Source organism: Pseudocolwellia agarivorans, assembly GCF_002000085.1.
Lineage (GTDB): Bacteria > Pseudomonadota > Gammaproteobacteria > Enterobacterales > Alteromonadaceae > Pseudocolwellia > Pseudocolwellia agarivorans.
In genome coordinates, this window is sequence record NZ_MUZU01000001.1 from 221,048 (window position 1) to 240,720 (window position 19,673).

The 19,673-nt window shown below is 35.2% G+C and carries 18 protein-coding genes; 3 read left to right on the top strand and 15 right to left on the bottom strand.

All coding sequences use genetic code 11. The features are described 5' to 3' along the window. Window positions 1-53: 53 nt before the first annotated feature. From rnhB to rpsB, 15 genes are all read right to left on the bottom strand, one after another. Window positions 54-737 (bottom strand): ribonuclease HII, encoded by a 684-nt coding sequence (gene rnhB, locus B0X80_RS00905; protein ID WP_077337968.1) that lies wholly within the window; start codon window positions 735-737, stop codon window positions 54-56. Further along, a complete protein-coding gene (gene lpxB / locus B0X80_RS00910; RefSeq protein WP_425439679.1) occupies window positions 734-1,915 on the bottom strand; it encodes a lipid-A-disaccharide synthase in 1,182 nt (393 codons plus the stop codon). Before lpxB ends, rnhB begins: the two co-directional genes overlap by 4 nt. A 39-nt stretch (window positions 1,916-1,954) precedes the next feature. Then, window positions 1,955-2,725, bottom strand: a complete 771-nt coding sequence (gene lpxA, locus B0X80_RS00915) for an acyl-ACP--UDP-N-acetylglucosamine O-acyltransferase (RefSeq protein WP_077337969.1) — start codon at window positions 2,723-2,725, stop codon at window positions 1,955-1,957. A gap of 31 nt (window positions 2,726-2,756) precedes the next feature. Next, window positions 2,757-3,209 carry a 3-hydroxyacyl-ACP dehydratase FabZ gene (gene fabZ / locus B0X80_RS00920; protein ID WP_077337970.1) on the bottom strand — a complete coding sequence of 151 codons (453 nt, stop codon included), beginning with the start codon at window positions 3,207-3,209 and terminating at the stop codon, window positions 2,757-2,759. Between the two features lie 60 nt (window positions 3,210-3,269). Next, the gene (gene lpxD / locus B0X80_RS00925) at window positions 3,270-4,304 is read right to left on the bottom strand and encodes a UDP-3-O-(3-hydroxymyristoyl)glucosamine N-acyltransferase (RefSeq protein WP_175623849.1); all 1,035 of its coding nucleotides are present in this window, start codon (window positions 4,302-4,304) and stop codon (window positions 3,270-3,272) included. 2 nt (window positions 4,305-4,306) lie between these two features. Then, the gene (locus B0X80_RS00930; RefSeq protein ID WP_076419712.1) at window positions 4,307-4,825 is read right to left on the bottom strand and encodes an OmpH/Skp family outer membrane protein; all 519 of its coding nucleotides are present in this window, start codon (window positions 4,823-4,825) and stop codon (window positions 4,307-4,309) included. A 74-nt stretch (window positions 4,826-4,899) separates the two neighbouring features. Continuing rightward, entirely contained in the window at window positions 4,900-7,362 is a 2,463-nt protein-coding gene (gene bamA / locus B0X80_RS00935; protein ID WP_077337971.1) for an outer membrane protein assembly factor BamA, read from the bottom strand. A gap of 53 nt (window positions 7,363-7,415) precedes the next feature. Continuing rightward, window positions 7,416-8,771, bottom strand: coding sequence for a sigma E protease regulator RseP (rseP, locus tag B0X80_RS00940; RefSeq protein ID WP_077337972.1), 1,356 nt, complete (start codon window positions 8,769-8,771; stop codon window positions 7,416-7,418). 1 nt (window position 8,772) lies between these two features. Continuing rightward, window positions 8,773-10,029 (bottom strand): 1-deoxy-D-xylulose-5-phosphate reductoisomerase, encoded by a 1,257-nt coding sequence (gene ispC, locus B0X80_RS00945; protein WP_425439680.1) that lies wholly within the window; start codon window positions 10,027-10,029, stop codon window positions 8,773-8,775. Between the two features lie 3 nt (window positions 10,030-10,032). Further along, on the bottom strand, window positions 10,033-10,899 hold the full coding sequence (locus tag B0X80_RS00950; RefSeq protein ID WP_077337973.1) for a phosphatidate cytidylyltransferase: 867 nt from the start codon (window positions 10,897-10,899) through the stop codon (window positions 10,033-10,035). A 142-nt stretch (window positions 10,900-11,041) separates the two neighbouring features. Then, complete coding sequence (uppS, locus tag B0X80_RS00955) at window positions 11,042-11,791, bottom strand: polyprenyl diphosphate synthase (protein ID WP_077337974.1); 750 nt, start codon at window positions 11,789-11,791, stop codon at window positions 11,042-11,044. A 138-nt stretch (window positions 11,792-11,929) separates the two neighbouring features. After that, window positions 11,930-12,487, bottom strand: coding sequence for a ribosome recycling factor (gene frr / locus B0X80_RS00960; protein ID WP_076419718.1), 558 nt, complete (start codon window positions 12,485-12,487; stop codon window positions 11,930-11,932). Between the two features lie 17 nt (window positions 12,488-12,504). Further along, on the bottom strand, window positions 12,505-13,245 hold the full coding sequence (gene pyrH, locus B0X80_RS00965) for a UMP kinase (RefSeq protein WP_076419719.1): 741 nt from the start codon (window positions 13,243-13,245) through the stop codon (window positions 12,505-12,507). A 150-nt stretch (window positions 13,246-13,395) separates the two neighbouring features. Beyond that, a complete protein-coding gene (tsf, locus tag B0X80_RS00970; RefSeq protein WP_077337975.1) occupies window positions 13,396-14,244 on the bottom strand; it encodes a translation elongation factor Ts in 849 nt (282 codons plus the stop codon). Between the two features lie 120 nt (window positions 14,245-14,364). Then, window positions 14,365-15,093, bottom strand: coding sequence for a 30S ribosomal protein S2 (rpsB, locus tag B0X80_RS00975; protein WP_077337976.1), 729 nt, complete (start codon window positions 15,091-15,093; stop codon window positions 14,365-14,367). A gap of 358 nt (window positions 15,094-15,451) precedes the next feature. Here rpsB and B0X80_RS00980 point away from each other — a divergent pair, with 358 nt between their 5' ends. From B0X80_RS00980 to glnD, 3 genes are all read left to right on the top strand, one after another. Continuing rightward, entirely contained in the window at window positions 15,452-16,075 is a 624-nt protein-coding gene (locus tag B0X80_RS00980; RefSeq protein WP_077337977.1) for a hypothetical protein, read from the top strand. Window positions 16,076-16,190: 115 nt separating this feature from the next. Beyond that, window positions 16,191-16,979, top strand: coding sequence for a type I methionyl aminopeptidase (map, locus tag B0X80_RS00985; protein ID WP_077337978.1), 789 nt, complete (start codon window positions 16,191-16,193; stop codon window positions 16,977-16,979). Window positions 16,980-17,032: 53 nt separating this feature from the next. After that, window positions 17,033-19,669 (top strand): [protein-PII] uridylyltransferase, encoded by a 2,637-nt coding sequence (gene glnD / locus B0X80_RS00990; protein ID WP_245825352.1) that lies wholly within the window; start codon window positions 17,033-17,035, stop codon window positions 19,667-19,669. Window positions 19,670-19,673 lie beyond the last annotated feature (4 nt).

Here is a 19,673-nt window from a genome sequence, read left to right on the forward strand (position 1 = left end):
TTCTGATGATATTTCTACGAGTTGACTTGTATCTTCAGGCTGATTATCAGACATTAAGGTTTATTAACCCCTTGCTCTTGAATAACTTTAGCGACAGGTTTAAAGCTCGCGCGATAACAACTTAGAACGCCATGTTCAATAATTTTCTCTAGGTGTGCTTTAGTTGGGTAACCTTTATGTTGGGCAAAGCCGTATTCTGGATATAATTTATCTAAGGCGACCATTTCTTCATCACGAGCAACCTTAGCTAATATTGAAGCCGCACTGATTTCAGCAACTCTGTCATCACCTTTTATTACGGCTTGCGTTTCTATGTTTCCGTTTTCACTTAAAAATACAGGACATCGATTACCATCCACTAAAACGTAATCAGGGGTAACATCTAACCCTTGTACAGCACGTTGCATAGCCAACATAGTGGCGTGCAATATATTTAACGTATCTATTTCTTCAGGTGTTGCTCTACCTATTGCCCAAGAGGTTGCCTTTTGTTTTATTTCTTCGGCGAGTAATGGTCGTTTTTTTTCTGACAATTTTTTAGAATCTTTTAAACCTTCAATAGGATTGTCTGGATCAAGTATTACAGCAGCAGTAACAACATCACCGACTAAAGGACCTCGACCAACTTCATCAACACCGGCAATACAATAAGCGAGTGGGTATTCGAATGGGGGAAAAATAACTTTAGGCTTTTTAATCACCTCTTTCACTGAATTTTTTTTTGTTTTTTCAGTCATGATCCCATTAATCCAATAATTGCTTGAGCCGATTTTTCACTTGCATCTTGTTTAAGGCTTTGATGAATTTTCATGAATTTGTCATTTAAATTTGATTGATCTTCATTAAGAAATTTTTGTAACAAAGGTACTATTTTTTCTGGTACCACTTCATCTTGTAATAATTCAGGCACAAGCGTTTCATTCGCTAATAAATTAGGTAAAGAAAACCATTTGAGTTTTACTAACCATTTTGCCAACATATAAGTAATAAAATTGAATTTATACGTAATCACCATAGGACGTTTAATTAAAGCGGCTTCAAGAGTTACTGTACCTGAAGCGGTTAATAAACAGTCACTTGCCGCCATCACTTTGTGTGTTTGATTAATAATAATTTGTACAGGTAAGTGAGGTGCTATTTCATTTTTAAGCGTAGTAAATTGCTCTGCTCTTTTTTCACTGATCATTGGAGCAATAAATAACAAGTTTTCATCTTGCTCTGCAAGTATTAAAGCACTTTTTAAAAACGGCGCTACTAATTTAGCTAACTCACCACCACGACTACCCGGCATAAGAGCCAGAATTTTAGCATTTTCAGGTAAATTAAGAGATTTTCTTGCTTCAAGTTTACTTGAAACTAATGGAATATCATCAGCAAGAGAATGCCCTACAAAGGTACAAGGTACATTATGTTTATCATAAAACTTTTTCTCGAATGGAAGTAATGATAAAACGAGATGGGTCGCACGTGCTATTTTAAAGATACGCTTTTCACGCCAAGCCCAGACGGAAGGACTCACATATTGAACCGTTTTAATACCGCACCGTTTTAATTTTTCTTCTAGGGTTAAATTAAAATCAGGTGCGTCTATACCAATGAATATATCAGGCTTATTCTCTTTAAAATAATTAACAACACTTTTACGCACATACATTAATCGTTTCAAACGTCCTAAAACTTCAACAATGCCCATAACAGAAAGTTCATCCATAGCAAATAAACTTTCAAAACCTTGATTAAGCATTTTGGGGCCGCCAATACCAACAAATTTAGCATTAGGGTAAGTACGTTTTAACGCTATAATTAGGCCTTCACCTAAAGTATCCCCAGAATGCTCTCCAACAACAATACCGATAACAGGAGTTTTAGATGATGAAGCTATAACCGAATGAGTTTCGTTTGAATGATAAGTCACAATACTTCTTATACAGTGAAGGCAAAGTGTATGCGGTATTTAACGAATAATACCGCGGCTTGAATCTCGAATAAAATCAGAGAATAGTGCTAGTTCTGGCATGTTATCAGACAATTTATTTATTGACTCAATGGCGTCATCAGCTGATAAGCCTTTTCTGTAAACGTCTTTGTATGCACGCTTAATTGTTAAAATAACATCTTTATCAAAACCACGACGTTTTAACCCCTCTGAGTTCAATCCAAAAGGTTTTGCCGGTTGTCCAGATGCCATTACATAAGGAGGTACATCTTTTAACACAAGTGCATTAGCGGCAATAAAACTATGAGCACCAATATGACAAAACTGATGAACACCAGACATACCACCTAAAATAGCATGATCACCTACATGTACATGACCTGCAATTGATGCATTGTTTGCTAGTATACAATGATTACCCACCACACAATCGTGAGCTACATGTGTATAAGCCATAAATAAATTATGACTGCCTATTTGAGTTAGGCTATTATCTTGAATAGTACCGCGATGAATAGTACACGATTCTCTAAATGTATTATTGTCACCAATAATTAACTCTGTTGGTTCACCAGCATATTTTAAATCTTGGCAGTCTTCACCAATACTAGCGAACTGAAAAATACGATTTCCTTTACCGATTCGTGTAGGGCCGTTAATAACAACGTGAGAACTTATTACACAGTCATCACCAATAACGACATTTTTACTAATATATGTCCAAGGTCCAATTGTTACATTTTTCCCAATAACAGCACCTGGCTCAATAATAGCCTGTTCGTGAATCATCTTTTCACCATTTAATTTCTTTGAAATCGTTTTATAGTTTACGTCTGGCACACATTAAGTCTGCAGAACAAACCACTTTACCGTTTACTTTCGCTTCACCATGAAACTTCCACATACCACGACGCTCTTTGATAAACTCAACATGTAAGTGCATAGTATCACCTGGAACTACTGGTTGTTTAAAACGAGCATTATCAATAGAAGCAAATAAGTACATTTCGCCATCTTGGCGACCTTCACTCGATTTAAAGCCTAAAATCCCTGTTGCTTGCGCTAATGCCTCGAGTATTAAAACCCCCGGAAAAATTGCAAGTTCAGGAAAATGCCCTGTAAATACAGGTTCATTAAAAGTAACATTTTTGATTGCGTGAAGAGTTTTGCCTGGCACATAATCAAGAACACGATCCACGAGTAACATTGGGTAACGATGAGGGATTAACTCTTGAATTTCATGAACGTTTAACTCATTTTTTTGAGATTCCAATTCATTATTCCTTATGAAAGTAATTTAACTAAAATAATTTTATCAAATAAATGATATAAGTTACTTATCTTTTTCTAATATTTCAGACTCTAAAGTACTAAGGCGTTTGGATATGCTATCTAGCCTTCTAACTCGAGCATTCATTTTGTTCCACTCTTTATTAGGTGAAACAGGCATTCCTGAAGAATAAACGCCAGGTTTAGTCATAGATTTGGTGACCATAGACATACCGGTAAAAATACAATTATCGGCAATTTCAATATGTCCATTGATTCCTACAAGGCCTGCTATAGTGCAATTTTTACCAATAGTGGTGCTACCAGCAATAACGCTACATGCGGCCATTGCCGTACCGGCGCCTATCACAACGTTATGTGCTATTTGAATTTGATTATCGAGAATAACATTATCTTCAATAATCGTATCGTCTAAAGCACCTCTATCAATTGTTGTACTTGCTCCAATTTCAACATTGTTACCAATAATAACAGAACCTAGTTGAGGTATTTTAAGCCACTTTCCACCAACAGGAGCATAACCAAAACCATCTGAACCAATAACGGTATTCGCTTGAATTAAGCAATGAGTACCAATTTTAACATTATGATAAATACTGACATTAGCCCACATGGCAGTATGGCTTCCAATTGAAGTATTCTCACCAATAAAGCAGCCTGCGCCAATAATTACATTGTCAGCAAGTGCAACACCCGCTTCTATAACCGCATTTGCGCCCACAGAGACATTTTCGCCTAAGGCTACAGAAGAATGAATAACCGCTGATGAGTGTATAGATGAGGATGGTTTTGGCGTGGTATCAAGTAATTGAGCTGTAAGTGCATATCCTAAATAAGGATTATCCATAATTAAAGCATTTGTAGGTACATCGTCCAAACACTCTTTATTGATAATAACCGCACTGGCTTGCGTATGATTTAATTGTTGACGATATTTTTTATTCGCTAAAAACGCAATTTGCCCTGTTTTAGCATTTGCTAAAGTGGCTAAACTGTTAACTTGGCAATTTTCATCACCGTTAACAGTTGCACCAATTTCTTTCGCTATTTCAGCTAGCGTGAAGTTTTTTTTTATCATGGTTATTTAAGTTTACTAACTTTTTCTACAACTTTGTCAGTAATACTTGCAGTAGGCTTTGAAAACACAACAGCCTTTTGCTCTAAAATTAAATCGTATTTACCCGAATCAGCGATACTATTTATTGCTTGACGTACTAATGCAATAATTTTAGTGGTTTCTTCGTTTTGGCGAACACCTGTTTTTTGTTGAAAAGCTTTACCTTTTGTTTGGTATTCTTGATATTTAGTTGTGATATCGAGTTCAAGCTTTTCTTTTTCTTTTTTACTCATTAACGAACTGTCACGTTGTTGCTTTTCTTGAAAGTACTTAATGTCTTTCTCTAATTGAGCAAGCTCTGCTTTTTCGTCTTTAAATTCCGCTTCTAATGTTTGCATAACAATAGCTGTTTGTGGAATTTTACTCATAATTTCTTGAAAATTAACTACACCTATTTTTTGATCGGCAGCCATTACTGAACCAGCTAATAACATTCCCGATGCTGCTGTAGTCATTACTAAAGATTTCATAAATTTATTCAATTTGTACTCCTAAATATCTTTCTATTTTATTTTAGTTGCTGATCATTATAACTATATAGGGATCAATTTAATTTTTAAAAGGTTTGACCGATATTAAACGTAAAGAACTTAGTATCATCATCAAACTCAGATTTCAATGTTTTAGCAAAACTAAAGATCATTGGTCCCATTGGCGAAAGCCACTGCACTGACATACCAGCAGAAGCTCTGTAAGTATTAGGGTCAGAAAAATCTCTAATTTGTCCGAATTCTACTGGAGATAAATCACGATAATCATCTACTTTAAATTCAGTATCCCATACATTACCCGCATCAACAAAAAAGCTTGAGCGAACGCTGTTTGAAAACCCTTCATCCAAGAATGGTGTTGGAACAATTAACTCAACCCCGGCCAATACAAGTGCATTACCACCAATTGAACGACGAGATAAATATATCGAATCATTATCTACGCTAAAACAACAATTTGCCTCACCAGAAGGTGAAGGAATAGTTCTAGAGTTACGGATAATCGCTCTTGGTCCAACAATATTGGTTTCAAAACCACGTAACGTATCTGCACCACCTGCTCTAAAGTTTTCTTGGAATGGGAATATTTGATCATTACCATTAATGGTTCCATAACCATTCCCATAACCTGCTTGGAAGCGTGTTAAGAAGGTCCAACGTTGATCTCTTGATATTGGAAAGTACCATTTGGTATCTAAGTTAACTTTAAAAAACTGTAAATCCGAATTTGGTGTTGTGATCTTAAAAGATAAACTTTGGTTTGAACCATCTGATGGAAAAGTACCTCTATTTAACGTATTACGTACAATAGCTGCCGAAAAATCGTATGTTTCAAATTGCAGCTTTGCTCCTGGATCATTAGGGTCCGCATACAAATCATAAAAGGTTTCTAATTGTTCGTAAGACTGTAATCGTGTGATTGTTTCGTTTTTATAATTTAAACCGAAATTCAAACGAACGTATTCATTAATAGGAAAACCTAAGTTAGCACCAATACCAAACTTTTTACTGTTGTATTGCTCAAGGTTAGCTCTACCCGCATCAAATTCAGTATAAAAAACACTCCCACCGAGTGAAACACCATCAACAGTAAAGTAAGGGTCTGTATAAGATAAGCTGGCACTACTTTGATAGCTTACTGTATTAAGGCTTAAGCCAAGGCGATTACCTGTACCTAAAAAGTTATTTTGTTGAATACCCGCATTTAAACTTAATTTAGTTGTATCACCATAACCAATACCTGCAGTAAAAGATCCTGAAGGTTGCTCTTTTACAGTAAAATCGACATCAACTAAATCATCTTCACCAGGTAATTTAGTCGTTTCAAATTCAACACTCTCCATATATGGCAAACGCTGTAACCAAGCTTTAGAAGATTCCACGTTATTATTTGATAACCATGAACCTTCCATTTGGCGCATTTCTCTACGCAATACGCGGTCAGCTGTTACATCATTACCTTTAAAGTTAATACGGTTAACGTAAACTCTTTTACCTGCATCAATAGATACAACTAACTTAACGGTTTTATCTTCTTCATTAATTTCTGGAATGGTAGTAACTTTAGGGTAAGCATAACCAAAACGACCAAAAAACTTACTGATCATTTCTTCGTTATAAGTAACCAATGCACCATTATATAATTTGTCAGCTCGTAATGGCGAAATAGCTTTAATTGTGTTTTCAAAACCGACAAGTTCACCAATAAATTCAACATCACTAACGGTATATTTTTCACCTTCAGTAATGTTTAACGTTATATAAACGCCTTTTTTATCTGGAGTCATTGAAACTTGAGTTGAGTCAACTTTATATTGTAAATAGCCGCGATCTAGGTAGAAACTCTCTATCGTTTCCATATCACCTTGCAGGGTTTGTTTTTGATAGCGATCTTGCGCCATAAAATCCCACCAAGGAGAATCAAAAGTTAACTCGATATTTTTTAATAATTCTTCATCGGTAAAAAGCTCATTACCCACGATATTAATTTGTTCTATGGCTGCCGCATCACCTTCTTTAAAAGTAAAATCGATCTTTACTCTATTACGAGGTAAATGGGTGATCTCAGACTTTACATCAGCATTATATTTGCCCACACTGTGGTAGAAGTCTTCAAGACCTAATTCAATACCGGTAAGTACTGTTTTATCTAATGTCTCCCCTACTCGAATATTACTGTCATCTAAACTTTCAGTTAGCTGTTCGTCTTTTAAATCTTTGTTGCCATCAAAAGTTACTTCGCTAATCGTCTCTCTTTCTTGCACTCTAAAAATAATTGAGTTGCCATCTTTATACACAGCGATGTCATTAAAATGACCTGACTTGTATAAAGATTTTATTGATTGAGAAATTCTGTAATCGTTTAGTGTATCTCCAATATTAAATGGAATATGAGTCAACGCTGCACCTATGGCAACACGTTGTAATCCTTTAACTTGGATATCTTCGACTTGAAACGCCTCTGTTGCTATTGCTGAATTCATTGAACTTGTAAGCAAGGTAGCTAATGCAATTTTTTTTATCATCATAAAATATAAACTTTATTTACTTCTTTTATTAAATAGTCAGTGTCGAAATTTTACTAAAGTCGAGACAAATCATTAAACAGAGCGATACTCATTAAACACAATAGTGTAATAGTACCAAATTTAAACCCAACCTCTTGTATTTTTTCAGGTACGGGTTTCCCAGTGAAGAGCTCTATAATGTAATAGAGTAAATGCCCACCATCAAGTACTGGCAGTGGTAATAAATTAATTATGCCCAGATTTATACTAATAAGGGCTAAAAAGCCTAAAAAGTAAACTAATCCGAAATTAGCACTATCACCAGCTCCTTGTGCTATTGATATAGGTCCACTTAAATTTTTAACAGAAACATCACCTGTTAATAATTTACCTATCATGTCAAAACTTAATACCACTAAATTCCATGTTCGATTTATACTTTGTTCTAAAGCTTCTAAAAGCCCATACGATGTATTTATTTTAAATTTTTCAGGGTACTTATCTGATTTAGGTGTTACACCTAAATAACCTATTTTTGTACCATTTCTTGATATAGCTTTCGGTACAACGGTAATGATTTGAGCTATACTTTCTCGCTCTATTAAAATTTCAACAGATTGATCTGCTAATGTTTGGATCTTATTTGAGAAATCATACCAATCATCTTTGACTGAAATTCCGTTAACTTCTAATAAAACATCACCTACTTTTAATCCTGAAATGGCGGCGGGACTATCAGGATGGATGACAGCAAGTTCGTTATAAACATTTGGACGAAAAGGCTTTATACCTAGACTATCAATAGCTGAAACTTTATCAGGTGAAAACTGCCATTCTTTAGTGTTTAATAAACTAGTAGTAATATTAACACTGTCTTCTTGTTTCGTTTTAATTTCAATAGTGCTACTGCCAATCTCCCCCACTAATGCAAGATTTACGTCTTGCCAATCGGTAACTTTCTTCCCAGCTACTTCAACTATTTGACTTTGAGCCGGTAAGTTTGCCTTTGCTGAAATAGAGGTTGGCTCAATATTACCAATCATTGGCTTAATACTAGGTACACCAATTAAAAACATTAAGTAAAAAGCAACAATAGCAAAAGCAAAGTTAGCAAAAGGTCCTGCAGCAATAATAGCTATACGTTGATAAACCGTTTTACTGTTAAATGTTTTATCTGAATCTTCTGGTAAAATGTCATCAACACGGTCATCTAACATTTTCACAAAACCGCCAAGAGGAATTAAAGCAATAACGTATTCAGTACCATCTTTACCTATATTGCTCCAAAGCGTTTTACCAAAACCGATTGAAAATTTTTGAACTTTTACACCGTTTTTACGAGCAACCCAAAAATGACCGTATTCATGAACAGTAATTAAAATACCTAACGCAATAACAAATGAGACTAAATTCCAAAAAAACTCAAACATACTAATAATTATCTCTATCCGCTTTCGCGTGATTATCTTCTCTACAATAATTAACTAACAACGATGTAGTAAATTCTCTTACTCGCTCATCTAAATTGATAACGTCATCAATTGAAGTTACCTCTTCTGAGACAAATTTATTCACAGAAGTTTCATTTATTTTATATATATCGGTGAATTTTATTTTTTTGTTTAAAAAAGCATCTACTGCAATTTCATTTGCTGCATTAAGTGCTGTACATGCCCCTTGGCCATTTTTACAGGCTTCAATAGCTAATTTGAGATTTGGATATTTAACAAAATCGACAGGTTGAAACTCAAATGCAGGAGTATTAAAAAAATCGAGTGGTTCAACCCCCGACTCTATTCGATCTGGAAACGATAAAGCATGCGCAATAGGCGTTCTCATATCCGGATTACCCATTTGAGCAAGAACAGAACCATCTTTATATTGCACCATTGAATGGATCGTACTTTGAGGATGTAAAACAATTTGAATATCTTCAGGTTCAACATTAAACAACCATTTGGCTTCTATAAGTTCTAAACCTTTGTTCATCATAGTGGCAGAATCTACAGATATTTTTTGCCCCATATCCCAATTAGGATGGGCACAAGCTTCTTCTACTGTCACGCTATCTAATTGCTCAATATTGTACGTTCTAAAGGGTCCTCCTGAACCGGTAAGTAATATTTTACTCACACCATTCGAGGCGAGTTCACAGTAGCCCGGAGTATTTTGAGCTTCAATAGGTAAACATTGAAAAATGGCATTGTGCTCACTGTCGATCGGAATAAGTTGCGCACCACTTGCTTTTACCGCTTCAATAAAGATAGCTCCAGAAGTTACTAAAGCTTCTTTATTTGCAAGTAAAACACGTTTTCCTGCATTAACTGCTGCCATAGTGGGCATTAAACCTGATGCCCCAACAATAGCAGCCATTACAGTATCAGTAGTTACTTCTCTGGAAATTTCTTCTAATGCTGCCGCCCCTGAATAAACAATGATACTTTCAAGGCCTTTTTTAACCAAAAGAGTTTTCAACTGTTCAGCATGAGGTTCTGAAACCATAACTACAGATTCAGGTGAAAATTCGACACATTGTGAAAGTAAAACATCAACATTGGAATAAGCAGACAAACTGACTACATCAAATTTATGGGGATGCCTGCGAACGACATCTAAGGTGCTTAAACCAATAGATCCTGTTGCACCTAAAATACATAAACGACGCACTACATTTTTTATATCAGACACTAATTACCAGCCTATTAACGCGTAACATAAAGCATATATAGGAGCCGTAGCAGTTAAGCTATCAATCCTATCTAGAATTCCACCGTGACCAGGTAAAATAGAACCACTGTCTTTAATGCCTGCTTGCCTTTTAAACATACTTTCATTTAAATCACCTAAAACAGACACGGTTGTAATTAATATAGTTATAGGAATAACCAAGTAAAACTGGTCTGATTGCCAACCCATTGAAACACCTGCAACGGTAACTAAAGCGCAGGCAACAACAACACCACCAATAAAACCTTCCATTGTTTTCCCAGGACTAACGTTAGGCATTAGTTTATTTTTTCCAAACGCTTTACCAACAAAGTAAGCACCAATATCTGCACTCCAGACCATCAAAAATAAAAACATAATTAATTGTGCGCCATGGTAACTATCAGTCTGGTATTCACTACTCCGTATAACAATAAAAGCAAGCCATGTTGGCACAAGTGTTAACCAACCAAAAACACCTCTAATTGATCGATGACTAGACCAAAACTTACTATATCTGGGATAAAGAAAAGTTAATGTTGCCGACAGGAACCACCAAGCAACAGCTAACCAAAGTATATAAATAATAGGTTTTTGAAGATTTGATGTGGTTATCCATAACTCAAGTAAGGGGAAGTAATACCAAAGAAGTGCAATTAATATACTCGTTACAAGAACAAACGCTAACCGCCTCCTTATATTAGCGAAGCCCATTAAAGGGCCCCACTCCCAAGCACCGATTCCCATAACAGCCAACATTAACGCTGAAAAATAAGGCAAAGGTAAATAAAAAATGCTCGCTATAGTGGCAGGAGCTAATACAAGTGCAGTAATAATTCTATGTTTTAACAAATTTTACCCTTTTTACATTAAAGTTCTTTTTTATTTTTTTTATGTACTTTTTTTGTTTTGATAATTGCAACAAATTAAGGTTTAAAAATCACTTTATTACACTAACAAAAATAAATATATGCTTTATAAACAATATTTATCACTAATTTCCCGATAGGGTATTATTTTTGATTTGATCACCAGTTAAGCCAAATCGTCTTTCTCTTTTATCAAAAGAATTTAATGCCTCTTCAAAGGCTTTACGATCAAAGTCAGGCCATAATATGTCAGTAAAATAAAACTCAGCATAAGCTGCTTGCCATAGAAGAAAATTACTAATCCTATAATCACCACCTGTACGAATTAATAAATCAAGATCAGGTAGTTCATTAAGTGATATATGTTCGTTCATCAATTGTTCAGATATATCATCTAAAGCTAATTCGTCGTTCTTTACTTTCTTTGCAATATTCTTAGTAGCTTGTGTAATATCCCAACGCCCACCATAATTAGCAGCAATAGAAAGTACCATATCTGTATTGTTTTTAGTTAACTCTTCAGAAGCTTTGATTTTTTTCTGTAATTTTTCAGAAAAGCGACTAACATCACCAATTATTTGGAAGCGGATACCGTTTTTATGTAATCTCTTAACTTCACGAGTTAATACAAACATAAATAGTTCCATTAAGACACTAACTTCAGATTCAGGACGAAGCCAATTCTCACTACTAAAAGCAAAAAGAGTTAATGCTTTAACACCTAACTTTCTAGCAGATGTGACTGAAGAGCGAACAGTTTCCACTCCAGCTTTATGCCCTACAACCCTATTCTTTGAACGTGATTGTGCCCAACGTCCATTACCATCCATAATAATAGCGACATGCTGTGGAATTTTTTGACAATCTTCTGACATTTACTCTTTTAACCTTTTAAATATCAACAGAGTTCATTTACGAATTCGTTTGATATAACTTATTCTACAATATAAAAAAGCCGTAGAAATTTACCAACAGGTATTATCTACGGCGTTTATTAATAAGCAATTAAAAATTTAAATTTCCATTAATTCAGCTTCTTTACCGGCCAAAATATCATCAACTTGCTTAATAAATGTATCAGTGATCTTTTGAATTTCATCTTCTGCTTGATGATGTTCATCTTCGCTGATCTCTTTATCTTTTAAAAGATTTTTAAAGTCAGAGTTAGCATCACGACGAATATTACGAATAGCAACTTTACCACCTTCAGCTTCACCTCGAACAACTTTAACTAAATCTTTACGGCGTTCTTCTGTAAGAGGAGGAAGAGGAATACGGATAAGTGTACCATTTGATTGAGGGTTTAAACCTAAATCAGACTTTAAAATTGCTTTTTCAACAGCGGCAATCATACCTTTATCAAAAACAGTAATCGCAAGGTTTCTAGCATCTGGAACAGAAATGTTTCCAACCTGATTTAAAGGTGTTTCCATTCCGTAGTAATCTACAGAAATATTATCAAGTAAAGAGGCATGAGCTCGGCCGGTTCTTATTTTAGCTAAACTATTTTTTAACGCTTCAATACTTTTACCCATGCGCTCTTGGGCATCTTTTTTTATTTCATTAATCACGTTGATATTCCTTAAAACTAATCTAAATTCTTTGCGTGGTCGATAATGGTACCTTCATCTTCACCTAAAATAACAGATTTAAGTGAACCAGGCTTATTCATATTAAAGACTCGAATAGGCATACTATGGTCACGTGCTAATGTAAATGCAGCGAGATCCATAACCTGTAACTCTTTATCAAGTACTTCAGCATAAGTAAGGTGTTTATAAAGTGTTGCTTCAGGATTTTTTACTGGATCTTCAGAATAAATACCGTCTACTTTAGTTGCTTTTAAAACAACATCAGCTTCAATTTCTATACCACGTAAACACGCTGCTGAATCAGTAGTAAAGAAAGGGTTACCTGTTCCTGCACTAAAAATAACGACTCGACCTGATTTTAACAAGCTGATTGCTTCAGCCCAGTTATAACGGTCACAAACACCAGCAAGATCAATAGCTGACATTAAACGCGTATTTACAAACGCACGATGTAACGCATCACGCATTGCTAAACCATTCATAACCGTGGCCAACATACCCATTTGGTCACCAACAACCCGGTTCATTCCAGCGTCGGCTAATCCTTTACCACGGAATAAGTTACCACCACCGATAACTAAGCCAACCTGAATCCCCATTTCAATGAGTTCTTTAATTTCTTGAGCCATGCGATCTAAGATTTTCGGATCAATACCGAATCCCTCTGAGCCCATTAAGGCTTCACCACTAAGTTTTAATAATATACGACGATATGTAGGTTTGGGGTTCACGCTCATATAACAAACATTCCTGTACTTTTCTGAAGATAAAAAAATAGCCGAGACCAAATTTGGTCGCGGCTATTCTAGTACGTTTAGCTAACTATCGAAAGTCTATTTACAAAATAACACCATCAAAAACTAATTAAACGTCAAAAAACTTTAAAATTATGCTTTTGCAGCTGCAATTTGAGCTTCAACTTCAGCAGCAAAGTCTTCTTCTTTCTTCTCGATACCTTCACCAACTTCTAAACGTACGAAGTTAGAAATAGTTACACCTTTCTCTTTTAATACAGCGCCAACAGTTTTCTTAGGCTCCATAATGAAAGCTTGACCTGTTAAAGAAACTTCACCAGTAAATTTCTTCATACGACCAGTAACCATTTTCTCAGCGATTTCTTGAGGTTTACCTTCGTTCATCGCGATTTCGATTTGGATAGCTTTTTCTTTTTCAACAACATCTGCAGGAACATCTTCAGGATTGATGAATTCAGGCTTACTTGCAGCAACATGCATTGCAATGTGCTTAAGTGATTCAGCATCGCCTTCGCCAGCAACAACAACACCAATAGTAGCACCATGACTGTAAGAAGCTAAAGCAGCACCTTCAATATAAACAGCACGACGTACATTGATGTTTTCACCGATCTTAGTTACCAAAGCAATACGCTTTTCTTCAAATTGAGCCTGTAGCTCTTCAACAGAAACTTTTGAAGCCAATGCAGCGTCAGCAACTTCATTAGCAAATGCTAAAAAGTTATCATCTTTTGCTACGAAGTCTGTTTGACAGTTAACTTCAACTAAAGCAGCGCTTCCGTCAACAACTTTAATTAAAATAGTACCTTCAGCAGCGATGTTACCTGCTTTTTTAGCAGCTTTAGCTTGACCAGACTTACGCATATTTTCAATAGCAAGTTCCATGTCACCTTCAGCTTCTTGTAAAGCTTTTTTACAATCCATCATGCCCGCAGCTGTGCGTTCACGTAATTCTTTAACCATTGCAGCAGTAATTTGCATGAGTTAATTCCTAATTTTTAGTTATCCCCGCGCAATAAAGTTTTGGGCATAAGTATTAAATAAGTTGGCGATAATAAAGGTTATCTATTACCGCCACATGAAATAAACGTTAAGAGCTAATTATTCAGCTTCAACAAAACCGTCTTTTTCAGCTTGAACAACGATATTCTTCTCACGACCTTCTAATACTGCATTTGCAGCAGAATCTAAGTATAAAGTCACGGCACGAATCGCATCATCGTTACCAGGTACAATGTAATCAACACCATCAGGGTTAGAGTTTGTATCAACGACAGCGATTACAGGAATACCTAAGTTGTTAGCTTCTTTAATAGAAATGTGCTCGTGATCAGCATCAATGATAAATAAAGCATCAGGTAAACCACCCATGTTTTTAATACCACCAAGACTTTTTTCAAGCTTTTCCATTTCACGAGTACGCATTAAAGCTTCTTTCTTAGTAAGCGCTTCAAAAGTACCGTCAGAGCTTTGAGCTTCTAAATCTTTTAAACGTTTAATTGATTGACGAACTGTTTTCCAGTTAGTCAACATACCACCTAACCAACGGTGGTTAACGTAAAATTGATCACATTTGATAGCAGCATCTTTTACTGCATCGCTTGCAGCGCGTTTAGTACCAACAAATAACACTTTACCTTTTTTAGATGAAACATTGTTTATGAAAGCAAGAGCTTCGTTAAACATAGGTACAGTTTGTTCTAAGTTGATGATATGAACTTTATCGCGAGCACCAAAAATGTAGCTTTTCATTTTTGGGTTCCAGTAACGAGTTTTGTGACCGAAATGAACACCAGCTTTAAGCATATCGCGCATTGAAACGTTTGGCATGTTTTTTCCTTTGAGGGTTAAGCGTTCATACACCCAATATACAAGACTCTTTATTCGCTTAATCTTTAATAGGATTAAGCTGAGCACCCCAGTATATCTTTGTTAGATGTATGTGAGTTTATGTTTAAAATTAACAATAAATGCTAATTCAGTAATGCTTAATAATACATAGTCAAAACCATGTAGGTTATTAGCGGCGCACTTTATACCACAACAGCACTGTTTTTACTAGGAATTAGAAGAAATAATCTTTTTTCAAGTAAAGTTTTAACGTAATTAAGAATATTCTATGCTAATGGCTCATTGCGCGTTAAAATTGACTTAACAATTCAGTTTAATAATATCGAATCAAAAAATTATGTCTGTACAACTCTTTTACATTTATGACACTCATTGCCCTTGGAGCTATGTTACGCTGCCATTAGTTAACGAAATAATATCCGCACACCCTGAGTTTACACTTAACTTATTACATTGTGCTCGATATGAAGGCGATGAAAACATTTCAAAAAAAACAATCGAAACTATTGAAGATGATAGTTCAACTACATTTAGCAATGCTTATTTAGCGCAATTAAAACAAGCTAAAGACTCTACTTTGACGGCTAACGTAATGTCTTGGGTTTCAAACAAAGTTCCTCAAGTAGGATTAGAAGTATTAAACGCTCTATTTAAAGCTCACTTTGAACAAGCAAACGAATTGCGTTCATTTGATGATATCAGTGATATTGTGACTGAATTTAAACTTTCACCACCAAATAAAGTATTTACGTTAGAAAAATTCACAAAAGATGCTGAAATATTATTAAGCAGTCTTGAAGAACTACAAGACATTATGGGAACCAAAGCTATCCCTGCTCTCTTACTTGCGATAGACGAAAAGCTTATACTATTAAATCATAATCTATACTTAAAACACCCAAAAGCTATTGTAGAAGCTATAGAACTTGAGCTAAGCAATGAATTAGAGCAAAAAATCTAGATAGACATCATATAAGCAGTTAGGCAAAATAGTTAACCTTAAAAATAAGTGTTAGCTTTAAAATTATTTGTATCCAAAAACAGTAATAAACCATTAAGAATTAAATGAGGCATCAATGGGAATCAATATAAAAAGTCAGGAAGAAATAGAGAAAATGCGTATTGCAGGCCAATTAGCTGCAGATGTACTAGAAATGATTGAACCCCACGTAAAAGCGGGCGTAACAACTGACGAATTGAATACCATTTGTGCTGAATATACCGAAAAAGTACAAGGTGCTATTTCTGCGCCTTTAAATTACCACGGATTCCCTAAATCAATTTGTACTTCAGTAAATCACGTAGTATGTCACGGCATCCCTAACGACACTAAATTACAAAATGGTGATATTTTAAATATAGACATCACGGTTATTAAAGATGGTTTTCATGGCGATACAAGTAAAATGTTTCTTATTGGTGATGTAACTCCAGAAGACAATCGTTTATGCCGTATTACTCAAGAAGCGCTTTATGTAGGTCTTAAAAAAGTAAAACCTGGAATAACCTTTGGCGAAATAGGTACTGCGATTCAAAAGTTTATTAAAAAGTCCGGTCGTTATTCTATTGTTAAAGAATATTGTGGTCATGGTATTGGTCAAGTTTTTCATGAAGAGCCTCAAATTGTTCATTATAAAAATAATGATAAAACAAAAATGGAAGAAGGCATGTGTTTTACTATCGAGCCTATGATTAATTTAGGTCGAGCTAATACCCTATTAGATAAAGAAGATAATTGGACGGTTTATACCATTGATGGTAAAAAATCAGCGCAATGGGAACACACAATTGTAGTCACTAAAACAGGTTGTGAAATACTCACATTAAGAAAGGAAGAAACTCTAGCTAAAGTTTTACATAACTAGCGTTCAATTTAATCATGCTTTCTAAGTTTATTAATTACTATAAGAAGAAAAAAGTGAATACTGAGTCAACTATTCCTTGTCAGTTTATTGAACCATTAGCAATAAGTGCCCCTTTCATATCTAGTGCTGAAATTTGCCAACTAAGCCAAGCTTTTCATGAATGGCAAAGAGAAATCTTCCCTGATGAAGACATTACCACGATAGTAAATGCAAGAGCTGAATTTGTTGACAATATTCTGACTAAGTTATGGAGTCAGCATGAACTTGACGAATACCAAATTAGCCTATTGGCTGTTGGTGGTTATGGTAGAGCAGAATTGCACCCATATTCTGATGTAGATATATTATTATTAACGCAAGAAAACACAGATAAAGCGCTAGAAGATAAAATTTCAACTTTTATTACTCAACTATGGGATGTAAAACTTGATATTGGTCACAGTGTTCGAAGCGTTAAAGAGTGCTTAAAACAGGCAGTCAATGACGTAACCATAGCAACTAACTTAATGGAAATGCGTCAAGTTTGTGGTAATACGGCATTAACAGAACAATTACAGCCCTTACTCAATCAAGACGTTTTTTGGACCTCTAAAAAATTCTTTATTGCCAAACGTGATGAGCAATACAATAGGCATCAACAATATCATGGTGCATCCTATACACTTGAACCTAACCTCAAAGCTAACCCTGGTGGGTTAAGAGACATTCAAACCATAGGTTGGGTAGCTAAACGTCACTTTGTTGCAGACTCACTTGAAGAACTAGTAGAACATAAATACCTTACTAGTAATGAATATTTCGAACTTGTAGAGTGTCAGGATTACCTCTGGCGTATGCGTTGTGCTTTACACTTTGTTGCTGGTAGAAGCGAAAACCGATTATTGTTTGATCATCAAGCAAGCGTAGCTGAATTACTTGGTTTTGGTGATGGCGGAAAACTCGCCGTTGAAAGAATGATGAAACGTTTCTTCAGAATTATTGGTCGTGTTGCCGAATTAAACAAAATGCTACTCCAACATTTTGAATACGCCATTATCAACGATAAAAAATACAAAAAAGTAACTACAATCAATGATGATTTCATTATTGTTGATGGTCAAATAAAAGTAACCAACAAGCGTATTTTTACACGTTCGATTAAAATTATGGAAATGTTCTTGCTAATAGCAGAACATGATGAAATTACCGATTTACACCCAAATACACTTCGTTTAATGAGAAACGCTCGACGTCGTTTAGTATCAGGCATGATGGACTACGCCGGCTGTAGAAAAACCTTTATTCAATTAATGAGACATCCTAAAGGTTTAGGTTTAGCGTTCACATTAATGCACAGACATTCAATATTAGCAGCCTACTTACCTGAGTGGCGTAATATTGTAGGTCAAATGCAATTTGACTTATTCCACGCCTACTCTGTTGATGAGCATAGTTATCGTTTAATTAAAAATTTATATCGTTTTAGCCAATTAGAACATAATCATGAATTTCCACTATGTAGTAAAATAGTTCAACGAGTTCGCAAACCTGAACTTTTGTATATTGCTGGTATATTCCACGACATAGCAAAAGGTCGAGGTGGTGATCATGCGAAATTAGGCGCGGTAGACGCATTAGCGTTTGCTAAATTACACCAATTAAGCGATCACGACGGACGTTTAATTTCTTGGTTAGTTAAACACCATTTATTAATGTCTGTTACAGCACAGCGTAGAGATATTTCAGATCCAAACGTTATTAAAGAATTTGCTGATATTATTCGAGATGAAACCCATCTAGATTATTTGTACTGCTTAACGGTTGCCGACATGAGAGCAACCAATGAAAGCTTATGGAATAATTGGAAGTCAAATTTATTAGAAGAATTGTATTACAATACCAAACGTGCTTTTTTAAGAGGCTTAGAAAAACCCGTTGATTTACGAGCTAAAATTCGAGAAAACCAGCAACTAGCAACAGAACTACTGTTAACTCAAAATGTAACGGAAGAGCAAACAGTTAAAGCTTGGAAAGAGTTTAAAGCCGATTATTTTTTACGTTATGCACCCGCACAAATAGCATGGCACACTAAACATATCATTCAGCATGATAGAAAAAAACCATTAGTTATTATTAACTCGACTCCTTATAGAGGTGGAACTGAAGTTTTTGTTTACACTAAAGAACAACCCAATATTTTTTATAATATTGTGTCGCTTTTAGGCGCTAAACAACTATCAATTCATGACGCCAAAATAATCACCAGCAACAAAGGTTATACTGCAAATACCTTTGTTATACTTGATCATCAAGGAAAACCTATTGATGACGTTAATAGAACTCGTGCTATTGAAGAAGCATTAACAAATGTATTATCTGAATCACAATGTTTAATCAAACCAGCGCCTTTAGCTAAGCGTTTTAAACAGTTTAATATACCTACTCAAGTTAACTTTATAGAAACAAAAACTAAAAACACAACAATGCTAGAAATAGTAGTGTTAGATACGCCTGGTTTATTAGCAAATATTGCTGATGTATTTCAACAATTTGAAGTGCAAATACATTCAGCCAAAATAACAACGTTTGGTGAAAAAGCAGAAGATGTTTTTACTTTATCAAACAAATATAAACAAGCACTTACTTTAGAAGAGCAAGAAGCACTTACACTTATGTTGTGCGAAAAAACCTCTACACCAAATTCACCTTAGAAAA

Bases quoted from the DNA above. Each gene is read 5' to 3' on its own strand.
- rnhB (WP_077337968.1), bottom strand. From the start codon at position 737: ATGACTGAAAAAACAAAAAAAAATTCAGTGAAAGAGGTGATTAAAAAG.
- lpxA (WP_077337969.1), bottom strand. From the start codon at position 2,725: ATGATTCACGAACAGGCTATTATTGAGCCAGGTGCTGTTATTGGGAAA.
- lpxD (WP_175623849.1), bottom strand. From the start codon at position 4,304: ATGATAAAAAAAAACTTCACGCTAGCTGAAATAGCGAAAGAAATTGGT.
- bamA (WP_077337971.1), bottom strand. From the start codon at position 7,362: ATGATGATAAAAAAAATTGCATTAGCTACCTTGCTTACAAGTTCAATG.
- rseP (WP_077337972.1), bottom strand. From the start codon at position 8,771: ATGTTTGAGTTTTTTTGGAATTTAGTCTCATTTGTTATTGCGTTAGGT.
- uppS (WP_077337974.1), bottom strand. From the start codon at position 11,791: ATGTCAGAAGATTGTCAAAAAATTCCACAGCATGTCGCTATTATTATG.
- pyrH (WP_076419719.1), bottom strand. From the start codon at position 13,245: ATGAGCGTGAACCCCAAACCTACATATCGTCGTATATTATTAAAACTT.
- tsf (WP_077337975.1), bottom strand. From the start codon at position 14,244: ATGCAAATTACTGCTGCAATGGTTAAAGAATTACGTGAACGCACAGCT.
- rpsB (WP_077337976.1), bottom strand. From the start codon at position 15,093: ATGCCAAACGTTTCAATGCGCGATATGCTTAAAGCTGGTGTTCATTTC.
- B0X80_RS00980 (WP_077337977.1), top strand. From the start codon at position 15,452: ATGTCTGTACAACTCTTTTACATTTATGACACTCATTGCCCTTGGAGC.
- map (WP_077337978.1), top strand. From the start codon at position 16,191: ATGGGAATCAATATAAAAAGTCAGGAAGAAATAGAGAAAATGCGTATT.